This is a genomic window from Geobacillus thermodenitrificans subsp. thermodenitrificans DSM 465 (assembly GCF_000496575.1).
GTDB classification, from domain to species: Bacteria; Bacillota; Bacilli; order Bacillales; family Anoxybacillaceae; genus Geobacillus; species Geobacillus thermodenitrificans.
Genome location: NZ_AYKT01000001.1, coordinates 20783 through 40464, shown reverse-complemented (window position 1 = coordinate 40464; position 19682 = coordinate 20783). Strand labels below are relative to the sequence as shown.

Annotated in this window: 22 protein-coding genes; 6 read left to right on the top strand and 16 right to left on the bottom strand. The window is 48.9% G+C overall.

Translation table 11 applies throughout. The features are described from left to right. The first annotated feature begins 312 nt into the window (after positions 1–312). The gene (locus DSM465_RS0100225; protein WP_008878862.1) at positions 313–654 is read left to right on the top strand and encodes a DUF485 domain-containing protein; all 342 of its coding nucleotides are present in this window, start codon (positions 313–315) and stop codon (positions 652–654) included. Further along, the gene (locus DSM465_RS0100220; RefSeq protein ID WP_011887018.1) at positions 654–2189 is read left to right on the top strand and encodes a solute symporter family protein; all 1536 of its coding nucleotides are present in this window, start codon (positions 654–656) and stop codon (positions 2187–2189) included. Before DSM465_RS0100225 ends, DSM465_RS0100220 begins: the two co-directional genes overlap by 1 nt. Positions 2190–2399: 210 nt before the next feature. Here DSM465_RS0100220 and menC read toward each other — a convergent pair whose 3' ends face one another. The 5 genes from menC to DSM465_RS0100195 form a co-directional block, all read right to left on the bottom strand. Beyond that, positions 2400–3527, bottom strand: a complete 1128-nt coding sequence (gene menC / locus DSM465_RS0100215; RefSeq protein WP_029760351.1) for an o-succinylbenzoate synthase — start codon at positions 3525–3527, stop codon at positions 2400–2402. Then, the gene (locus tag DSM465_RS0100210) at positions 3517–4341 is read right to left on the bottom strand and encodes a GNAT family N-acetyltransferase (RefSeq protein ID WP_008878865.1); all 825 of its coding nucleotides are present in this window, start codon (positions 4339–4341) and stop codon (positions 3517–3519) included. The genes menC and DSM465_RS0100210 overlap by 11 nt, the downstream gene beginning before the upstream one ends. After that, the gene (locus tag DSM465_RS0100205) at positions 4316–5476 is read right to left on the bottom strand and encodes a M20 peptidase aminoacylase family protein (RefSeq protein ID WP_008878866.1); all 1161 of its coding nucleotides are present in this window, start codon (positions 5474–5476) and stop codon (positions 4316–4318) included. Before DSM465_RS0100205 ends, DSM465_RS0100210 begins: the two co-directional genes overlap by 26 nt. Positions 5477–5580: 104 nt before the next feature. After that, positions 5581–6006 carry a threonine/serine exporter family protein gene (locus tag DSM465_RS0100200; RefSeq protein ID WP_008878867.1) on the bottom strand — a complete coding sequence of 142 codons (426 nt, stop codon included), beginning with the start codon at positions 6004–6006 and terminating at the stop codon, positions 5581–5583. Between the two features lie 19 nt (positions 6007–6025). Beyond that, the gene (locus DSM465_RS0100195) at positions 6026–6772 is read right to left on the bottom strand and encodes a threonine/serine exporter family protein (protein ID WP_008878868.1); all 747 of its coding nucleotides are present in this window, start codon (positions 6770–6772) and stop codon (positions 6026–6028) included. A 279-nt stretch (positions 6773–7051) separates the two neighbouring features. Between DSM465_RS0100195 and DSM465_RS19380 the strand changes: the two genes are divergently transcribed. Next, the gene (locus DSM465_RS19380; RefSeq protein WP_155121004.1) at positions 7052–7219 is read left to right on the top strand and encodes a hypothetical protein; all 168 of its coding nucleotides are present in this window, start codon (positions 7052–7054) and stop codon (positions 7217–7219) included. A gap of 186 nt (positions 7220–7405) precedes the next feature. On the opposite strand, the gene DSM465_RS0100185 is transcribed toward DSM465_RS19380, so the two are convergent. The 5 genes from DSM465_RS0100185 to DSM465_RS0100165 all read right to left on the bottom strand — a co-directional run bounded on the left by DSM465_RS0100185 (position 7406) and on the right by DSM465_RS0100165 (position 12642). Further along, positions 7406–8032: a VC0807 family protein gene (locus tag DSM465_RS0100185; protein WP_008878870.1), complete on the bottom strand. Its 627-nt coding sequence runs from the start codon at positions 8030–8032 to the stop codon at positions 7406–7408. Positions 8033–8083: 51 nt separating this feature from the next. Then, entirely contained in the window at positions 8084–9010 is a 927-nt protein-coding gene (locus DSM465_RS0100180) for a diacylglycerol/lipid kinase family protein (protein ID WP_029760350.1), read from the bottom strand. A 181-nt stretch (positions 9011–9191) separates the two neighbouring features. Next, on the bottom strand, positions 9192–10106 hold the full coding sequence (gene murB / locus DSM465_RS0100175; protein WP_008878872.1) for a UDP-N-acetylmuramate dehydrogenase: 915 nt from the start codon (positions 10104–10106) through the stop codon (positions 9192–9194). Positions 10107–10331: 225 nt separating this feature from the next. Next, positions 10332–11315 carry an ornithine cyclodeaminase family protein gene (locus tag DSM465_RS0100170; protein ID WP_008878873.1) on the bottom strand — a complete coding sequence of 328 codons (984 nt, stop codon included), beginning with the start codon at positions 11313–11315 and terminating at the stop codon, positions 10332–10334. 34 nt (positions 11316–11349) lie between these two features. After that, positions 11350–12642, bottom strand: a complete 1293-nt coding sequence (locus DSM465_RS0100165; protein WP_011887010.1) for an MFS transporter — start codon at positions 12640–12642, stop codon at positions 11350–11352. A gap of 414 nt (positions 12643–13056) precedes the next feature. Here DSM465_RS0100165 and DSM465_RS18075 point away from each other — a divergent pair, with 414 nt between their 5' ends. The 3 genes from DSM465_RS18075 (at position 13057) to DSM465_RS0100150 (ending at position 14335) form a co-directional block, all read left to right on the top strand. After that, positions 13057–13323 carry an IMEF encapsulin system ferritin-like cargo protein gene (locus DSM465_RS18075; RefSeq protein ID WP_008878876.1) on the top strand — a complete coding sequence of 89 codons (267 nt, stop codon included), beginning with the start codon at positions 13057–13059 and terminating at the stop codon, positions 13321–13323. Between the two features lie 171 nt (positions 13324–13494). Continuing rightward, positions 13495–13671 (top strand): 2Fe-2S iron-sulfur cluster-binding protein, encoded by a 177-nt coding sequence (locus tag DSM465_RS19750; RefSeq protein ID WP_230459240.1) that lies wholly within the window; start codon positions 13495–13497, stop codon positions 13669–13671. A 127-nt stretch (positions 13672–13798) separates the two neighbouring features. Continuing rightward, positions 13799–14335: an HD domain-containing protein gene (locus DSM465_RS0100150; protein WP_008878878.1), complete on the top strand. Its 537-nt coding sequence runs from the start codon at positions 13799–13801 to the stop codon at positions 14333–14335. Positions 14336–14457: 122 nt separating this feature from the next. Here DSM465_RS0100150 and DSM465_RS0100145 read toward each other — a convergent pair whose 3' ends face one another. The 6 genes from DSM465_RS0100145 to DSM465_RS0100110 all read right to left on the bottom strand — a co-directional run bounded on the left by DSM465_RS0100145 (position 14458) and on the right by DSM465_RS0100110 (position 19652). Further along, positions 14458–15006: a DUF2179 domain-containing protein gene (locus DSM465_RS0100145; protein WP_008878879.1), complete on the bottom strand. Its 549-nt coding sequence runs from the start codon at positions 15004–15006 to the stop codon at positions 14458–14460. Between the two features lie 398 nt (positions 15007–15404). Next, positions 15405–16277, bottom strand: coding sequence for a gamma-glutamylcyclotransferase (locus DSM465_RS0100140; protein WP_029760347.1), 873 nt, complete (start codon positions 16275–16277; stop codon positions 15405–15407). A gap of 115 nt (positions 16278–16392) precedes the next feature. After that, a complete protein-coding gene (locus DSM465_RS19745) occupies positions 16393–16923 on the bottom strand; it encodes a hypothetical protein (RefSeq protein ID WP_230459241.1) in 531 nt (176 codons plus the stop codon). Positions 16924–17401: 478 nt separating this feature from the next. Then, positions 17402–17818, bottom strand: a complete 417-nt coding sequence (locus tag DSM465_RS19740; RefSeq protein WP_369814065.1) for a tetratricopeptide repeat protein — start codon at positions 17816–17818, stop codon at positions 17402–17404. Between the two features lie 28 nt (positions 17819–17846). Then, a complete protein-coding gene (locus tag DSM465_RS19730) occupies positions 17847–17999 on the bottom strand; it encodes a hypothetical protein (protein ID WP_011887004.1) in 153 nt (50 codons plus the stop codon). A 618-nt stretch (positions 18000–18617) separates the two neighbouring features. Beyond that, complete coding sequence (locus DSM465_RS0100110) at positions 18618–19652, bottom strand: ribonucleotide-diphosphate reductase subunit beta (protein ID WP_008878886.1); 1035 nt, start codon at positions 19650–19652, stop codon at positions 18618–18620. Positions 19653–19682 lie beyond the last annotated feature (30 nt).

Sequence of the window (19682 nt, the reverse complement as noted above, 5' to 3'; positions counted from 1 at the left end):
GTCTCTCCTTGTCGCTTTTTGTAGAAAAATGTCGAATTTAATCAATGAACACAGTTAGCATTCTACATGATCCTTGTTTTTTTGTAAAGTGCGAAAATAAGAAAAACAGCAAAATATTTTTTTCGTTTTATGCGATAAAGCAAAAAAATATTTACAGCAATAACAAAAAAATCAATTTACAAACTTTTCAGATAAATATATAATTAATTGTGTGACAAATTTGTGACAAGAAAGGGGGATCCGCTGCTTCTATCCCGTATTATGTTGTTCCCTTTTTTGAAAACGCTTCAATTAAGATAAGGAGGGATTTATATGGCAGTGAAAAAACAATCCTTTGCCGAACGGCCAGGTGTCGATTATGAAGCGCTCGCCCAATCCGCTATGTTTCGTGGGCTCATTCAAGAGAAAAAAGCCTTCATTATTCCAGCGACGATCTTTTTCTTCGCCTTTTACTTCACCCTTCCGATATTAACGTCATACTCAAACGTGCTCAATGCGCCAGCAATTGGACCGGTTAGTTGGGCTTGGCTGTTTGCTTTCGCACAATTTGTGATGACTTGGGCTTTATGCATCCTTTATTCGAAACGGGCCGCCAAGTTTGACGAAATCGTCGAACAAATGAAGCAAGAAGCGAAGGAAGGAGGAAACGTCTAATGAACGGATTAGCCTTTTTCCTCTTCCTTGTCATCGTCGCCTTGACGCTTGTCATTACGTACTATGCTTCGAAACGAACGAAAACGACAAGCGAATTTTACACCGCTGACAGCAGCTTGACCGGCTGGCAAAATGGGCTCGCCATCGCTGGCGACTATATGTCTGCTGCTTCCTTTTTAGGCATTGCTGGCATGATCGCCCTAGCCGGGTTTGACGGCTTCTTTTACAGCATCGGATTCCTTGTCGCCTATCTTGTCGTCTTATATATCGTCGCTGAACCCCTTCGCAACCTTGGCAAGTACACGATGGCCGATATGATCGCCGCTCGTTTTGACGATAAAAAAGTGCGCGGTGTCGCCGCTTTGAATACGATCGCCATCTCAACTTTTTATATGATCGCACAGCTTGTCGGGGCCGGCGGCCTTATTAAGCTCCTACTCGGGATCGATTACATTTATTCTGTCTTGATCGTCGGTATTTTAATGACCGTGTATGTCGTGTTCGGCGGCATGACAGCGACAAGCTGGGTGCAGATCATCAAAGCGGTCCTGTTGATGATCGGTACATTTATCATTTCCTTAATCGTCTTTGGAAAATTCGACTTCAGCATCGCTAAAATGTTCCATCAGTTAAAAACAGCAACACCGCTTGGCGATGCATTTTTAACCCCAGGCAACAAGTTTAAAAATCCACTGGACACGATCTCGCTAAACCTAGCACTCGTTTTAGGAACAGCTGGGCTCCCGCACATTTTGATCCGCTTCTTCACTGTCAAAGATGCGCCGACTGCGCGTAAATCAGTCGTTTATGCGACATGGATCATCGGTATTTTTTATGTATTAACTATCTTTTTAGGGTTTGGCGCCGCCGCGTTCGTTGGTCATGACAAAATCATCGCCGCTGACCCTGCCGGCAATATGGCGGCTCCGCTGTTAGCTGAGGCGCTTGGCGGAGATTTCTTATTCGCTTTTGTTGCCGCTGTTGCTTTTGCGACGATTTTGGCTGTTGTCGCCGGTCTTGTTTTGTCAGCTGCTTCCGCATTCGCTCATGACTTTTACAGCCACATCATCCGGCGCGGCCAAGCGACGGAAAAAGAACAAATGCTTGCCGCCCGCTGGGCATCGATCGGCGTCTCAGTATTGTCGATTTTGTTAGCGCTCTTTGCTCAAAAAATGAACGTCGCCTTCCTTGTGTCACTCGCATTTGCCGTCGCCGCAAGCGCCAACTTGCCGACGATCGTCTTTACGATCTTCTGGCGCCGCTTTAATACGACAGGGGCAATTACCGGAATGCTCGTTGGCTTGATTAGCGCCCTGTTGCTTGTCTTCTTCAGCCCGAACGTCTGGTCACCGGAACCGGGAGCTGCCATTTTTGTCGGCGAGCCGCTCTTTAAACTTTCCAATCCGGGCATTATTTCCATTCCGCTCGGTTTTATCGGCGCTATCATCGGCACACTCGTTTCAGCGAAAAAAGCAGACGAAAAGAAATTTACCGAAATCCTCGTCAAAGCAAATACTGGAATCGGGCGGGTGTAACACAACAGGGAAGCCGGCATGGCCGCTGGTTTCCCTATTTTTTTGGACACATCTTCTGAAACAGCAAACGGTTCGCCGCATCTCTTAGTCCGAAGCATCCGTTCAGCATAATGAACAACGAGCAAGGATGTCCTGCAAGCGGCAAGACATCCTTCTTGTATCAATACTTTCCGTTTAAGGAGAAGCGGTTTTTAGGGTCAGCCTCCTTCTTTATGCCGGCAGCGAACGGCGATATACTTTGGCAAATTGCGTGTACCGCTCGACTTGGCGGCGGTCGACTTCATAACCGATACCCGGGGCGTCCGGTACGCGAATCAAGCCGTTATGCACTTCGACCTCCGGAACAATAATATCCCGCTCCCAGTAATGGGAAGATGCCGCTGTGTCGCCGGGAAGGGTGAAGTTTTCCAAAGTCGTAATGGCGATATTGTGAGCGCGCCCAACGCCCGCTTCCAACATGCCACCGCACCAAACCGGAACGCCGTGCTCACGGCAAAGATCATGAATGTGTTTTGCCTCCTGCAGTCCGCCGATGCGTCCAATTTTCATATTGATGATGCGACAACTGCCAAGATGAAGCGCCTTGCGCGCATCGTCGAATGAGCGGATACTTTCATCAAGGCAAATCGGCGTCTTCAGAAGCGGCTGCAGCTGGGCATGATCAACGAGATCGTCAGCCGCAAGCGGTTGTTCGATCATCATCAGTCCGAATTCATCGAGTGCTTTCAGCCGCTCCACATCAGCAAGTGTGTACGCTGAATTGGCATCTGCCATGAGCGGCACGTCTGGAAACACACGCCGCACTTCACGAATGACCTCAACGTCCCAGCCCGGCTTGATTTTCACCTTCATTCGCCGATATCCTTGGGTTACATACCGTTCAATAACCCGAAGCAACTCATCTACCGTCGGCTGAATGCCGATGCTGACACCAACTTCAATTTCCCTTTTCGTTCCACCCAATGCCTGATAAAGCGGAACGCCAAGCCGCTTGGCGTACAAATCCCATACCGCACCTTCGAGCGCGGCTTTCGCCATATGGTTTTGGCGGATCGCCCCAAACCGTTTTGATAGTTCACTCGGATGATCGATCGGCTCGGCAAATGCCAGTGGGATAAGAAAATCCTCAAGCATATGCCAGTTCGTTTTTACCGTTTCCTCACTATACCACGGAGCGGAAAATGCCACCGATTCGCCCCATCCTGAGACACCGTTGCTGTCGACTGCTTCCACTAAAATAAATTCTTTTGTTTGAAACGTACCAAAACTGGTCGTAAACGGTGCTTTCAGCTCCATTTGCAAGTAACGTAAAATGATGTAATCAATTTCAAGCCTCATTACTTTCCCCCTTTTCCCCTAACCACTTATTCCGGCGTCCCCATATGTAGTGCATAACCGGTTCCCCTTCGCCGCGCATGGCATGAATAGCAACCCAGCCTTCAGCGAGCAACCGGGCAAACAAGGAGCGTGTCGCTAGGCGCCACTCAAGCGCTAATGAAAGACTCCGCTCCTTTAGTTGCGAAAAATCAAGCGGAATAGCAGTCAGCAAGAATGGCGTTGCTGTTTCATCAATGTCCTTCAGCACTGGCCGCCACAGGCCGTCAGTCGTTGCCTCTGCCTCAAGCACCACTAGTCCCTTGGCCGGGTTCCACGTTCTATTCGGACGTTCATCAAGCCGCCATTCGACAATGAAACGGTCGGACGGCAGCTGGCCATTCAGCGCATCGTCCATCTCCCCGTAACAATTTTCCACATACTCGATGCCAACGGCCCCAAGCTTCACCAAGTTTAAATAGCCGTTGCGGCTTTGCAATGGATCGTACGTCCAACGGATGCTCCGATAGCCGAGCCGCCGCGCTTCTTCCGCCTGCCTCATTTTCAAACGATAGCCGATGCCTTGGTCGCGAAATGAGGCCGCAATTCCCATCATATGCGAACAAAGATATACTTCCCCGTTTTGCATTCCCGGGAAACTGTAGACAAAGCCGACAAGCTTCCCGTCCACGTACGCCCCGATCACAATGCCACCGTTTTTTGCCACTGTCAACGTTTGATGAAGCGGGATCGGCGTCGTCCCCCAAATGTCCGCTTCCAGCTCAGCCATTTCTTTTAGTTGCTCTATCGTTTCAATGATTTGCAGTGATAGAGACACGTTCTTTCTCTCCTTGTAGCGCAAACGTATTGATGACCGTCCGCGCCAAAATCTCAATGCCGGAAAGTAAATCGTCACGTTGGAATGTCATCTGCGGGTGGTGAAGCCCCGGGCGTAAGTCGCAGCCTAACCCGAGCATCGTCGTTTTCAACTCCGGTTTTTTAAATGCGTAAAAATGGAAATCTTCCCCGCCGGATGTGATGACTGGCGGAATACATTTCTCCTCCCCTAGAACAGCGATGATCGCCTCTTCCATGAGCCTCTTGGCATCCAAGTCAGGGTTGGCGGCGACGATTCGCGTCCGTTCATCAAGCTCAATCTCAGCCCCGTAAATAGCAGCGACTCCGTTGACCACACGGCGCAACCTTTCGACGAGCTGCTCCATCGCCTCGTTCGTCTGCGCTCGCAAGTCCAAGGAGAACTCAGCGTAATCTGGAATCGTGTTCACATCTTTTTCCCCCGCATGAAACCTCGTCATTTTGATCGTTGCTGGTACTTGCGGGTCAACATGGATTTTGCCGAGCTCCTGCACGATGGCACTGCCGACTTCAATGACATTCACACCTAAATGAGGCCGCGCCGCGTGCGCTGCCATACCGCGAATCCGCCCTTCGATGCATTGGGCTGCCCCGTGAATGATTGCCGGTGTCGCATACCCGCTCTTGACTTCTTGAACCGGTCGCAAATGAACGCCGTACAAAAACGACATTCCATCGACCGCTCCCTTTTCAATCAGCTTCAACGCCCCTGTACCTTTCTCTTCAGCTGGCTGGAACAAAAACCGAAGCGTCCCCGGCGGCTCATAGCCGATGCGGCGAAGCAGCTTCGCCACCCCCAACACGATCGTCATATGGGCGTCATGTCCGCACGCATGATTCGGCTGCCAAACACCGTTTACCTCTTGCCAAAGAGCATCCATATCACTGCGCACGCCAACCATAAACGGCCCATCGCCGATTTCTGCCACCACGCCCGGACAATCGGCAAACGTCCACACCCGATACCCTTCGCGTTCCAACTCCCGGCGAACAAATTCCGTTGTTCCCCATTCTTCCCAACTAATTTCCGGATGACGATGAAGATAGTCAAAAATACTCCATAGCTCCGCTTTCATCTGCCCAATGATTTCTTTCATTCCTCTCCCCCGCTCTTTCCAATCCACATGAAAGCATAATTATACTTAGATTATAATATTCAAACAAGCAAATATAACGATAGGCAAGTGATTCAGAAAAATAATTAATGGCGACGCTTCACCAATTGGTTGACGACCTCGGAAAAAATGAGCCCCATCGCAATCGCACCGGAAATCATGAATGCCTTCACCGCCAACGGAATCGCCGCATTATAGTCGTTGATGACGACATGGCGCATCGCCTCAAATGCCGTTCCACCTGGCACGAGCGGAAGAATGCCGGGAACGATAAAAATGGTCGCCGGCGCTCGATAGCGCCGGGCAAACGCATTGCTTAAAAAGGCAACGAAAAACGCAGCCATAAACGTTGCAATCACACTGTCTACGCCCGAACGTACGGTCAACATATAGACCGTCCATCCGCTCATCCCAACAAACCCGCTATGCAGCAATAGCTGCGGCGGAATATTAAAAATGATGCCAAACAACATCGACGCAAAAAAGCTAAGTAGCAGCTGCATAACGACCATGATCTATACTCCCATCACATCATCGAATGGATAAAACAAAGGCGATGCCGGTGCCAATCGCAAACGCCGTCAAAAACGCTTCGGCCCCGCGAGACAACCCGGCGATGAGATGGCCGGCCATTAAGTCACGCACCGCGTTCGTAATGGCCAACCCTGGAACAAGTGGCAGCACAGAGCCGATGATCATTTTCCCGATATCCCCTCCAAATCCGGCCTGTACCATTAACAATACGAGACCTCCTGCAACAAAAGCAGCAAAAAATTCCGCGAAAAACCGGATTTTCACGAACCGATGCACCATTTCAAAACACCAAAACGCCACCCCTCCGGAAAAAAGCGATGGAAAAAAGTGAACCATCCCTCCTCCAATCAATGACGCAAAACAGGCACTCGCTAACGCTGCAGCGGCGGTTTGCTGCCAAAGAGGGTAACTCATTGGGGCGCGTCTGACTTCCTCGAGCTCCTTGCGCGCCTCTTCCAGCGTCAATTCGCCGCGGCTGATGCGCCGAGAAATATCGTTCACGACCGCCACTTTCGCCAAATCAGTCGAACGATCGGAAATGCGGATCAGTCTCGTTGAGTCCGTCCCTTCAATGGAAAAAATGATGGCCGTTGGTGTGACATAGCCGTGGGAGCGTGACATGCCAAACGAAGCGGCAATACGCGTCATAGTATCTTCAACTCGATACGTCTCTCCACCGCTTTCGAGCATCAATTTTCCCGCCAGTAAGCAAATCTCCATAACCTCATCAATCCGCTCCGTCATCACCGATATACTCCTTTCCACTTGCAAAGACGACAGGCAGCGGGCGTTCCATCCCGCTTTCTTAGCCTCATTAGGCGTTGATAGCAAAAACAAACTCCTACCAAATCGATTGGCAGGAGTCGTGGCTTACGCACCATTTTCAATAAACTTGCCCCCATTATACCAAATAAGTTGTTACTTGCCAAACGGCGAACAGAGCCCCATGGTTTCTTTTTTTGCTAAACTTGCCCTCCAAAGAAGTACACCATTGACAAAGCGAAGCAAAAGCTGAAAGCCAAAATGGAAAAACGGCTGACAAAACAAGCTGAAGTAGAAGAAACAGACAATAAAGTGATACTGACAACTAGCGAAACGGAAGAGTCGAAAAATGGAGGTGCGCGATCTGCTCCTGAAACGGGTACAGAAAAGCTCGCCACTGTACCAGCATTGTCAGGAAGACGTCACTGAAATGAGCAAACGAACACCAGCACAAAATCATCCCTTACGAAAGCGAGAAAACAAAGAAGAAAATAAAGTTAAAGCAACGATTGTTTCCCAAACGCATCGAACACAGCTTTTTATCTATATCTATGTATAGTACTGCCTCCTTCTCCTCTGTTTTTCTCTCCAATGCTTTAGTTCTCTCATCTACATTCATGCCGGATAATGGGGAGTGTCACGGTTCGAGAGGATCTTCGAGATGCGGACAAACCCCAACATACAGAGAATCGTAATCCCCCAACCAATGACTTCTCGAATCACAATCGCACGGTCAAACGCTTCGACGCCATAACGAACGATCAAATGCGCCTTAATCGCCGCCAGCAGTCCATCGCGTAAGGCAAAGCCAACGGTGATCCATTGAAAAAGCGGGAAAACATCGCGCTCAAAAAATTGCTTTTTCATTACCGAACGCGGCGCTCCCTGCATTTCCACAAAATCAAGCGAAAAATAAAGCATCAACGGGCGCTTGACAACGACAGTCGCTAGAAAAAAGACGGACAAAGCAATTGAGTACCATACGTCATTCCATAACATCTGCAACGCTGATCCGGCTAATACGTTCAATAGCGTACTAACTGCGAGATTGACAAGCAAAAACGTGCCAAACCATTGTACTCGGCGAATGGACCAAAAACGGTAAACCGTATAAATCGCTCCCGGCACGGTGCAAATCAACATCGCCCCGTACTCCCCGACCGGGCCGCGCAACGCATGCCAGAGAACGATCGGAAACACCACATAGAATACGACATCAAGCATGACCATCCGCTTCTCCATCACTCGTCTTCCTCACACCTCCTTTCTTCTTTTTACATACGTACCAATCATTCACAAAGTTTCCGCACCGATCACTCTCAAGCCTCCAGACTCAATCCAAGCTGACACCTCTCCTCTCCCTGCCTCCTCTCCATCAGCGTGAACCGGCACAGGAGCAGCAGGGCGAATGCGCACGTGCCGCCCAGCAAACACGGAAACTTCTTTCATTCGCACATGTCCGCCCCAAAATACGGTTAGAAATACTGAAAGAAGTTTCCAACGCGTCAGACGGCTGACAACGGTCACGTGAAGGAGGCCGTCATCGGCCCGGGCTGACGGTGCAATGCGCATCCCGCCACCATAGTATGGATGATTCGATACGGTCGCCACCCAAGCTTGTTGAAACGAATAGGTTTGTCCGTCAATACAAATATCGAGATCGGTCGGTTGATAACGGAATAGCTCTTTCACTAAATAAAACACATAAACGAGTGTACCGAGTCCGAGGCGGTTCAGCCGCCCTTTCCATTTGGATCGGTTGACTTCGCGGGCAATGTGAGCATCAAAACCACAGCCGATGCTATTGACAAACACCCCATCCCGTACAGCACTGCTCACAAAGCGGCCAAGATCACCGCTAGCTACCTTCCCAGTCAACAGCTGTTGAAGCGCCTGTTCCGGACGGCGCGGCATGCCGAAACCACGAGCAAAATCATTTCCTGTCCCTGCCGGGATGTAGCCGATGACGACATGCGGAAACAACGACGCCCCGTTGACGACTTCATACACAGTTCCGTCCCCACCAACAGCAATGAGCACTAGCGGTTCAGCATTTCGCTCAGCAATCAGGCGGGCAATTCGTTTTCCGTCTCCTGCCTTTTTCGTCCAATGCACTTCATATGACAAGCCTTCCTGCTCCAGCATATGCTGCACCCGTTCCCATACTGTTGCCGAGCGGCCGTTTTTGGCTGCAGGGTTAACGATAAAATACAGATTCATCTTCCTTCCCCCGTTTTCCAAATACTATTCCTATTACTCTATTTTTTCAGTTCATCGGTAACTTTGAACACTCTCCCGCTACGATTCGATGATGCAAGTTATGCCTGCGCATGAAAAAGAGAATCTTCTCAGTTCGACATGATAAAAAAATCCGAACCCGCCAATCGGGTTCGGATAGGTGTCACTCTTCGCCGAGAATTTTCACTTCCAATTCAAGTTCAACGCCGAATTTTTCTTTCACTGTTTTGCGCACCATTTCAATCGTCGCAATGTAATCGGCAGCCGTTGCATTGTTTTTATTAATAATAAACCCGGCGTGCTTGGTCGACACTTCCGCACCGCCAAACCCTTTCCCTTGCAGGCCGCTGTCTTGAATAAGCTTGCCGGCAAAATAGCCCGGCGGGCGCTTGAATACGCTGCCGACTGACGGGTATTCAAGCGGCTGCTTTGATTCACGTTGAAACGTCAAATCATCCATTTTGGCTTTAATTTGTCCATAATCACCCGGCTGGAGTGCAAACACGACTTCAAGCACAATATCGTGTGTCCGGCTAATCAAGCTCGTTCGATATCCGAGTTCGAGCTCCTCATTTGTCAACGTCTTCAACTCGCCAGTAAGCGTCGCCACTTTCACATGGTCGAGCACATCTTTCACTTCTCCACCGTAAGCCCCGGCATTCATCATAATCGCCCCGCCGACCGATCCCGGGATGCCGCAGGCAAACTCCAAACCAGTGAGATGTTGTTCCAGCGCAAACCGAGACACTGCCTTAATATCTGCTCCGCTTTGAGCGATGATGTTGTTCCCTTCGCGCCAAATGCGATTGAGATGCTTCAGCTGCATAACAATACCGCGCAGCCCGCCATCGCGGATAATGACATTGGAGCCGTTGCCAAGAAGCGTAAACGGCAGCTCGTACTCCTCTTTCAGCCGCAGCACGTCAACGACTTGTTCGTACGTTTCCGGCCAAACGAGAAAATCAGCCTTGCCGCCGATCCGCACTAATGTATGATGTTTCATCGGCTCATCGCGCAAAACATTCTCTTCTCCACAAATAGCTACAAGTTTTTGATAAATGTGTTCCGCACGTTCCATCTTTCTGTCACCTTCTTCGTTCATTCCATGCTGACAAGCGCATTCATCACGCACTGTTTCCATTATCGCCGGAAACGCGCCTCATATCAAGTGGGCAATGTTCCTTATTCTGTTTTATTCCGGACTAGGCCCAAAGGTGACGCGGATGGAAACGGCCCAAAAAATGGACGGACAGCCGTCCGGAAAACGACCGCCTGTCTCTCTCCAAAACAACATATGCATCCCTTACAACTCAATTTCTTGCCCTGCTCCGAGCTCCGTCGCCTTTTGATAGACGCCCATCGCCACGGCCAAATCATAGAAAGCTGCTCCAACCGATTTAAACAAGGTGATTTCCTGTTCATGTTGCCGCCCGGCTTTCTCCCCGGTGACGAGTTCCCCGATTTCGGCATCAATTCGGGAAAAAGACCATTTTCCGCTCTCGGCCGCCTGAATAAGTTCTCCTGCCTCATGCTTGGCGCCCTCCACCGTATCAACAACAATACGGTCAGCCATAACGATAGTTTCCACATCCAATTCACGCATATGCGGCAAATACGAACCGATGGCGCTAACGTGCGTGCCCGGCTGCAGCGCCCGACTTGAGAATACCGGTTGCTCCGAGCGCGTGCTGCATACAACAATGTCCGCCTGGCGGACGGCCTCATTTGCGTCATCGACGATGTGCACTTTTCCGTTCCAGCAAGAGTTCATTCGCTGCATGTCCAACGCAAAATGTTCCGCTTTGCTTCTCGTCCGGTTGTATAAGAAAATATGCTCGATCTCCCTGACCGCAAGCATGCCGGCTACTTGTTCCCTCGCCATCGCCCCTGTTCCGATCACGGCTAATCGCGATGCCTCTCGTTTGGCTAAATAGTCGGCAGCAATCGCCGATAGCGCTCCTGTTCTCAGCCGCGTCAAATAAGTGGCACTGCAAAGCATCCGGTGCTCCCCAGTTTTCGTATCTGTGAATATCATAACTCCTTGGGTTGTCGGTTTTCCTAAAGCGGGATTGTGCGGAAAAATGCTCACCACTTTCACCGCCGCCGCTCTCTCCTCCGCAGAAGGCATATACAAAATCGAAGCGTCATCATGCGGAAAAGAAAGCACTGTGCGCTCAGGGGTGTTCACATTCCCTGACTGTTTTTGATGCAACATTTCCTTTACATCGGAAATAGCATCCTCCATCGTATACAGACGCTGAATTTCTTTCTCCGACAAAATAAGCATGATTCTCCCTCCGTTAGAACGAAACGGAACCGCGTTACGCGATTCCGTCTTCCTCATCAAGTTCCTCATGTTTGCGGTCGCGCACCGACCAAACTGCGATCAGCGAAACAAGCGATACGAATATAATGTACAAGGCGACCGGAACATAAGAGTTCCCGTACGCCGCAAGCAAGGCTGTAGCGATCAAAGGCGCCGTTCCGCCCGCTAATGCAGCACCGATTTGGTAGCCGAGCGAAATGCCCGTGTATCGAACATTGGACGGGAAAATTTCCGAAAACATCGTGCCGAGCACGGCCGTAATCGGTGCCCAAATGATGCCAAGACCAATGATCGTCGCTATCATCAACAAGGCGACTGATTTTTGTTGCAAAAGCCAAAAATATGGGAACGCATAAACGATCATCCCGATCGTCCCCGCTATATAAAGCGGCTTGCGGCCGTAACGGTCCGACCATTTACCCATCAGTGGAATCAGAATCGTCGTCACGACTGTCGCCACAGTTACTGCATTCAATGCTGCTGTTTTCGAGAAACCTAAGTTCGTTGTTGCATATGAAACGATAAACGTTCCAAAAATGTAAAACGGCGCTGTTTCAACCACTTTGCCGCCGACTGCGATCAATACTTCCTTCCATTGAGTTCGCAGTGTCTCAATAAGCGGCACGTTCGCCACTCGTCCGGTTGCTTGCACCTTCTTAAACGAAGGTGTTTCATCAATGCCATGGCGCACCCACAATCCAAAAACGACAAGCAACGCACTTAACAGAAAAGGAATGCGCCACCCCCATGACATAAACGTCTCGTCCGGCATAAGCGTCATGAGCGACATTACAAAGGTGCCAAGAAGCAAGCCGATCGTCACGCCCATTTGCGGGATGCTGCCGAATAAGCCGCGCTTTTCTTTCGGTGCGTATTCGACCGCGAGCAACAGCGCCCCGCCCCACTCACCGCCGAGACCAATCCCTTGGATGAGGCGAAGCAAAATAAGCAGCACGGGCGCCCATATGCCGATCGTTTCATACGTTGGCAACAGCCCCATGCCGGCCGTGGCGATCCCCATGAGACTTAACGTCAAAACAAGCGTCTTCTTTCGCCCGATTTTATCGCCGATATGACTAAACACAATGCCACCTAACGGGCGAATGAAAAATGAAAGGGCAAATGATGCATATGATAAGAGCAAGCCGACAGTTGGGTCTTCACTTGGAAAAAACAATTGATTGAACACAAGTGCTGCGACCGTTCCATACAGAAAGTAGTCAAACCATTCAATTGAACTGCCGACGAGACTCGCGACTAAAACCCGTTTAGATACCCCTTTATCCATCAGTTCTCCCCCCTGTTGATAGACAGTCTATCCATAATAAATTATATAAAAATATTATACAGACAGTAAATAATAAACATTCTGATTATTCATCAACTTTGCCTTTCATCCCCTTTTCCCTATCCATATATTTTGGCTTAAGTACATTCTCTATTTTCGATCTATGTTTGCTTTTTCTTCTTAAGAAGCTGTATTTTTTACTGATTGTTTCCTTACCGCCTAGCCGTTTTCAATAGGAAATGAAAAGAGATATTTGTAAAGTTCCTCTATTGGGGAAGCTCTTTGTCTTTAAGCCTCGTTTCTCCATCAATCACCAACCTTCTATATCAACCAAGAAAGCAACATAGATTAGATGTTTATCCCGCTTTTCATGTGAAAAAGATGATATAAGACAATGATATGGGAGGGAGTTCATTGCACGACACACTAGCGGAAGTCCATGCTATTCTTAGCCGCTCCAAAGAAGCGCTCAGCCAATTTCAAGCCATTTTAGAACCGACGATTGAACAAGCCACTGATGATCATGAGCGGCTGTATTGGCATCATATTTACGAAGAAGAGGAACACCGCTTTGATCGTTGGGCCGCTTTGCTTCCAAAACTGGAAGAGGCGTTGGCGAACGAAGCGTTCTTATCGCGGGAAAACGGCGATTTTCTGCGTCTTTTGCAAGCCAAAAAATGAAACCAACATTTACTGTCGGCTCGCTGAAGCCTACCGCCCGTCCACCCATGCCCGCTGCTTCTGCTACATCATCCAAACCTAATGTGCCGCTTGCTGCATCCTCTGTTATTCAAGTAGAACAAAAAAGAAAACGGTTTGTCGTGCAACCAGCCTCCGGCGTTTCCCTTCTTGATGCCGCCCCTTTGGCAAGGCATTCCACTTGATCATAAATGCAAAAAAAGAACGTGCGGCCGCTGTGCTGTCACCCTCCTTGCCGACGCTCACTTTCTCGCCCCGAAAACACGGCGCGAGCGCGAAAAAACGAATCAACCAACGAAACGGCTGGCTTGCCAAGCACGGATGAAATAGGTCGACCACTATTGTTCAACACGGCCGGCCTATTTTTCATCCATGCAACCGCTCTCGTCCGGTTTCCCCCATTGCTGGCTTCTTCTTGCCATGATATGATGGTAAGAAAAACACGGAGGGGATGCCCATGAGAACGGTCACCTTAACGGACGTCTTTACCCATCCGATTGCGCAAAAATATTTAAAACGATCTGGCCTCGCCCACGCCATCGCCACAGCATACTACGCCTATCACCTAGCCCTCCGGTACGGAGTCAACCCCGATCTGGCGACGAAAGCTGCGCTGCTTCATGACATCGGTCATTATACATGGTACAAAAACGGTCAATGGGATTATGAACAATACAAGCAAAATGACATCCACGCCATTAAGGGAGCAGAGCGCGCTCATAAATTGCTTATCCGCCTTGGCGAACATCCGCAAAATGCGAAAGAAATCGCCTTAGCGATTTTGCTGCATACTGATTCATACCTTCCGGAAGGCGAGCTGAAACGAAATCCGCTCCAAGCCATCGTCAAATGGGCTGACGAAGCCGACGAGGAACCCGGCGGCCGCCACCATTACCGAACGATCAGCGATGATTTGGCGTTGAAAAAAATCCGCCAGCTTGATGAACTCGTCAGCCGCCAACTTGGAAAAGAGCAGCTCGGGGATATCGTTTGACCTCTTTCCTTTCCTTATGTTGACGTTCCCCGTTCACAGGTACGAAACATCGATACGAACAATGTGTACGCCCTAAACGGAAACAGCCCACCCGTTAACCAGGTGGGCTGCTCGCGTATCAGTCATGACTCGTGACACTCCTTTTTCCTTTTCACACGCTTTTTCATCGAGGCGACTAAAAACCCGCCTTTAAACCGCCGCGGCTCGTAAGAAATGATAAACGCCTTCGGTTCATACCGTTCGATCAGTTCCAATAACTCCTCTTCCCGATTCCGTTTCGTCAAAATATCAAGCCGATACCGCTGACTGTCCCTTCCTTCCCCCGTATAAACGGTAACGCCATAGCCACTTTCCCGAAGCAAGTGAATCAACTCTTGGTTTTTTTGTTGCAAATTGACCGTCACAGTCGTATACCCAATCGCCAGCTTTTGCTCGATATATCCTCCAATAAAAAGCCCGGCGCCAAATCCAGCCGCATAGACGATCATAACGATATAGCTTTGTTCTCCGCTAAAGACGATCGATAGTCCAAACACATAAATGAGTGCTTCTAAAAATCCCATGAACGCAGCCAATAGGCTCATATTTTTGACCATAAAAATGGTCCGCAGCGTTAAAATCGGCACATAAACAAGCTGCAGCGCCAACACTAAAACAATGTCTTTGAGCATGTCATCCCCCTCAAATCGTCAAAAAAATAGAATAAGCCAGATGCGCATTTACGCATCCAGCTTGCTATCCTTTCACCTCCTCATCATATCAGCTACCCTCACCTGCTGTCTATGGTATAAATCTCCCTCCTATTCCCGTCGCAATATCGCGGAGATCCATCAAGCTTGAAACAAGGCACAGGTTGACTGGCAAAGCGTTTTCCACGAATTCCCCCATATATTAAGAAGTGATGATACAGTTGGGAGAAGCCATCTAAACGCTGAAGTTGCTGTCACATGACAGCTATGCCGAATTTACGGTAAAGAGCCCAACGATGTGCAGAAACCATCACTTCCTAGCCCAAAAAACAGCAGGTCTTGGATCGTCATCCCTGCCGCCAATGAGCTGTACTTTATGCTTACCGCCCTTTTTTCTGTAAGGTTTCAATATGACGCCGCACTTGCTCGATGTATTGCGGACTTAAAAGAGACGTCCCTTCATCAAGAATAATCGAAGCGTACGATTCGCTCGGAGCAATTTCATCCAACTGTTTCTCAACGACAACGTACGTGAGGGCGGAAACAAGTTGTCCGTTATGCTGCACATCGATGTATTCCCGGCGGTACACACCAGCCGGAACACCTTCGCGCCAATCCAAATCCTTTACGTAGCGTGACGAAATTTTGTACAGCACCCCTTCAACCCGGTCGCCAGGAGAAGGTACGATATCAGCCACCCCGCCTTGCCGACCGGACGAATACCGCGTAAACGCCAACCGATAGTCATCAAGCACGGCCCGCCCCATCACTTCGAAATGCGGGACAGTGCGGCGAAAATCGCGTTCACTCATGCAAGAGCCATACGCAAAATACATCACTTCATCTTTTGAATGAAGAAACGCCATCCAATCACCCCCGAAAATGGGTTGAGCGTTTTGCTCGAGCCACTCTCTCTGTTCCTCTGGATAAACATAAGTGTAACAAATATATTTGTTGCCATCGGCGGTCACTGCTGTAACGGTGATTCGTTCATACTCGTTAGACTGCCCCGGACCGTGATACCCCTCAAGCTCATCGAGTATGGTTAGCGCTGTTTCCGGATTGCTGAGTTCCAATATTTCGCCGCGCACTGTCCCTCTTCCATCCACCATTGTCGGATAGCCGTATGGCAAATGAAACAGCATCCCTTTTACCGTTGCCTCGTGCACAGACTGCACATACTCAGCAATCAGCTGGTGATTCCCCCCACCTCGCCGAAGTGTTCCGTATACAAATACATTGATCATTTCCATTTTTATTCCTCCGTTATCCTTAAAATACATGTTTGTTGGATTGTCGTTCACCGCTCGACCCCTAGCAGCCAAACCGTTGAAAAATCTATCAAGCTCCTCCTAGGACACTGCATCGTCAACGGATCGGCCAGCTTCCTCTTTCCACCGTTCGCTGGCCCCACACATTCCCATAGCGATGATAGCAAGAAAGGCAAATTTCTACATCCATCTTGTATTGTTTCAATACATCCAAATGACCGTTCAGCGTGGAATCATCAAAAATGGTGAACGCGATTTTATAATCCGTGTCCATCTGCCGGCAGAGCGCATGCAGCTCACGAAGACTGCTCATAGCGATGTCCTCGTACAATTGAACACGTCTGCCCTTTTTCCCTTCAATGAACGGTCTCGCCTTTTCTTGGATCACAGGGTCATTGAGGACATAATACGCCACCATGAGCAGTCCGTCCTCAAGCATATGCTCGAGCGTCGGAATCCATACTTTTTTCTTAAACGGTTTCGGGTGTTTAGACGAGAGAAGATTTTCCGGGACTAAAATCCATGCCGGTACGCTGTTCTCCGATAAAAACAAATAATGAGTCGGGTTAATGCCGCCGTGGTACGGATGACCCTTTCCGATCAACAATTGTGCTGTCAATGTCGCCATTGCGACTCCCTCCTTCTCCTTCACTTTATGGATTACAATGTCATCATACGAAAAAATGGTCACCAACATGGTGACCATTCCCGTAGGCTGTTTTTCATGTGAAATATTCATATTCATCCAGGCAAACGATAATCCGGTACGGAATCTTACAATTCCACACATATCCTTTCCCTCTTACATTCACAATAATCTGATCAGCTGGCTCGGAAAAACATTGTTCTAATTTTTTCCTCAACTTATGATCATTTTTTTCACGGTATCTTTATCTTCCCAAACGTTAGTAAGGATGGCATCGTATCGTTTAACCTTCGGCGCATCCTCGAGCAAATAGCGAAGCAATTTGACAAGTCGACCGGGCAAGCCAACAGAGTCATGCGGGCCATGGAAAACCGCTTGACCCCTCCGCATATCTAAAATGACATATGTTTCGTCTTCCTCAGCCAGTCTGCAAGCTTCTTCGTATGTAATATAGGAGCGTTTATTTCGTTCGATTAATAGAAATATCCTCTTCCTCCACATCCGTTTTTTTCCCCACATTCACTTGCAAACGAACATTGTCAATTTCCGTACGATACAAACGCTCGCTGTCCCTTTCCTTCGCTTCATCAAGGAGGCGAAGCGCCTTTTCGGGATCGCCAAGCTGATTATAGGCGATAGCGCTAGAACAGAGCGCACGAATATAGTGATACGGTTCTAGGTTTTTGCTTGTTGATTGCAAAACGAGTTGGAATTGACGAATCTCCTTATGCCACCGCCCGTCATACAGCTCGAGATGCCCCAAATGGTAGCGGCAAACCGCGTCTTCCGGATCAAGACGAAGAGCTTCTTCAAACAATTTCCTCGCTTTGCGATAATTCTCTTTCTTTAACTTTATGTCACGGCCATAATCGCGCAAAATTTGAGCAAACCATATTTTGAATTTCCTATTTTTCGGTTCGAGTTGAGAGAAACGAAGACAAATGTCTTCCCCCCCGTTTCAACCATTTCCAGTCATCATCGCTCTCCTCTTCCGCAAGCCAATGATTCAATTCTTCTCGCAGCCGCTCCATGTCCTGTTTTTTCTCCATTTCTTCCATCTATCTCCCCTCCCCTATTTCAACAGCAAGGGACATGCTTTTTTCTCATGATACTATGACACATGGAAGCATTAGGAATACACCAAGCAGCTCCTCCATTCGACAAAAGCAATATCATTTTTTCCCATTCTCATTGTATAATCAAAACAGAAGAAGAGGAACTAGTATGGAGTGCGATACGGTCGTGAAAGAGATGGTAGGCGCTGAAGTTATTTTCTCGGCAATATCCGTGGCCAAACTGACGATCTGCGCAATCAGCTGCGGGCCGGAATCCAAGAAACCGCCGACAGTCTCGAGCCAAAAGGCTACTGTTTCATACAGAAGTGAATGATCGGTTTGACCGGCTCGAGTAAACATGTACTTGTTTGCGTATTGAACTCAACTTCCCCACCGTGAAAACCGTCCAGCATGAAAAATGACACCATCTTGCCGAGCAGCTCGTCCCCTTTCAGCGATGTCCTGCCATCTATGAAAAACCGCAGGACACGTCCACGACGGAGCGCCGTTTCTCTTGTTTGCCGCCATCATATCACGAAAGACGATCAATCAAAAGAGAGACGAACGGCCTTGTCTGACAAAAAAGCCACGCCTGACCATCGTCAAACGTGGCTTTCCTCATTATAATTCATCAAATCCGTTATCCACTTGCACTTTCGTATATTGGCGCGGTTTTTGTTCAAAAAAGTCGGACTTGCCAAGGTCGACTTCTTCATACGCCTTAATCCAGCGGAGCGGGTTTGTCCGGTAGCCGTCAAACGGACGGTCGAACCCAAGCTGATGGGCGCGGACGTTGGCGTAAAACTTAATATACGCTTCCAAATCCGCCAAGTCGATGCCATCAATGTCATTTCCGATGATTTCCCCAGCCCATTCGATTTCCAGCTCGGCCGCTTTCATAAACGTACTGCGGGCAAAATCAGCCAACTCGGGCGTCCGATACTCTGGATATTCATTCAGCACTTCCTTGAAAATTTTCGCAAACAAGTCAACATGAATGTGCTCGTCACGATTAATGTAATTGATCATCGTGCTTGTCGCCACCATTTTTTGCTGGCGGGCGAGATTGTAAAAGAAAGCGAATCCTGAGTAGAAAAACAGCCCTTCCAAAATCACGTCAAAAACGATCGACCGAAGCAAGTTCTCGACGTTCGGCTTTTCGGCAAACGCCTTGTAGCCGTTCGTCACAAAGTCGTTTCGCTTGCGCAACGTCGGTTCATTCCGCCAAAAATCAAACACTTCATCTTGCTTCGCTTTTGGTACAAGACTTGAGAGCACGTACGAATACGAGTGATTGTGAATCACCTCTTGCTGGGCGAGCATAATCATCAACGCATTAATGCTCGGGTCGGTGATGTAATCGGCAACACGTCCTGCGTAATCGGTTTGGATGCTGTCAAGGAGCGCCAAGAGCCCGATGATTTTTAAAAATGCATCCTGCTCGCGTGCGGTTAGCTGCGGAAACTGCTTCACATCTTGCGCCATATTGATTTCAAACGGCGTCCAAAAGTTGGCGAGCATCCGCTTATATTTCGCATACGCCCAAGGGTAGGCGATATCGTCCCAGTTCAACACATTCGAGCAGCGTCCATTGATCATGCCTGTTGAGCGGTTTGGCGCTTCTGGATCCATAATCGGTCGTTTCGTTAAGTTCATCGTCGATTCCCCCTCGTGTCATCGTATTCC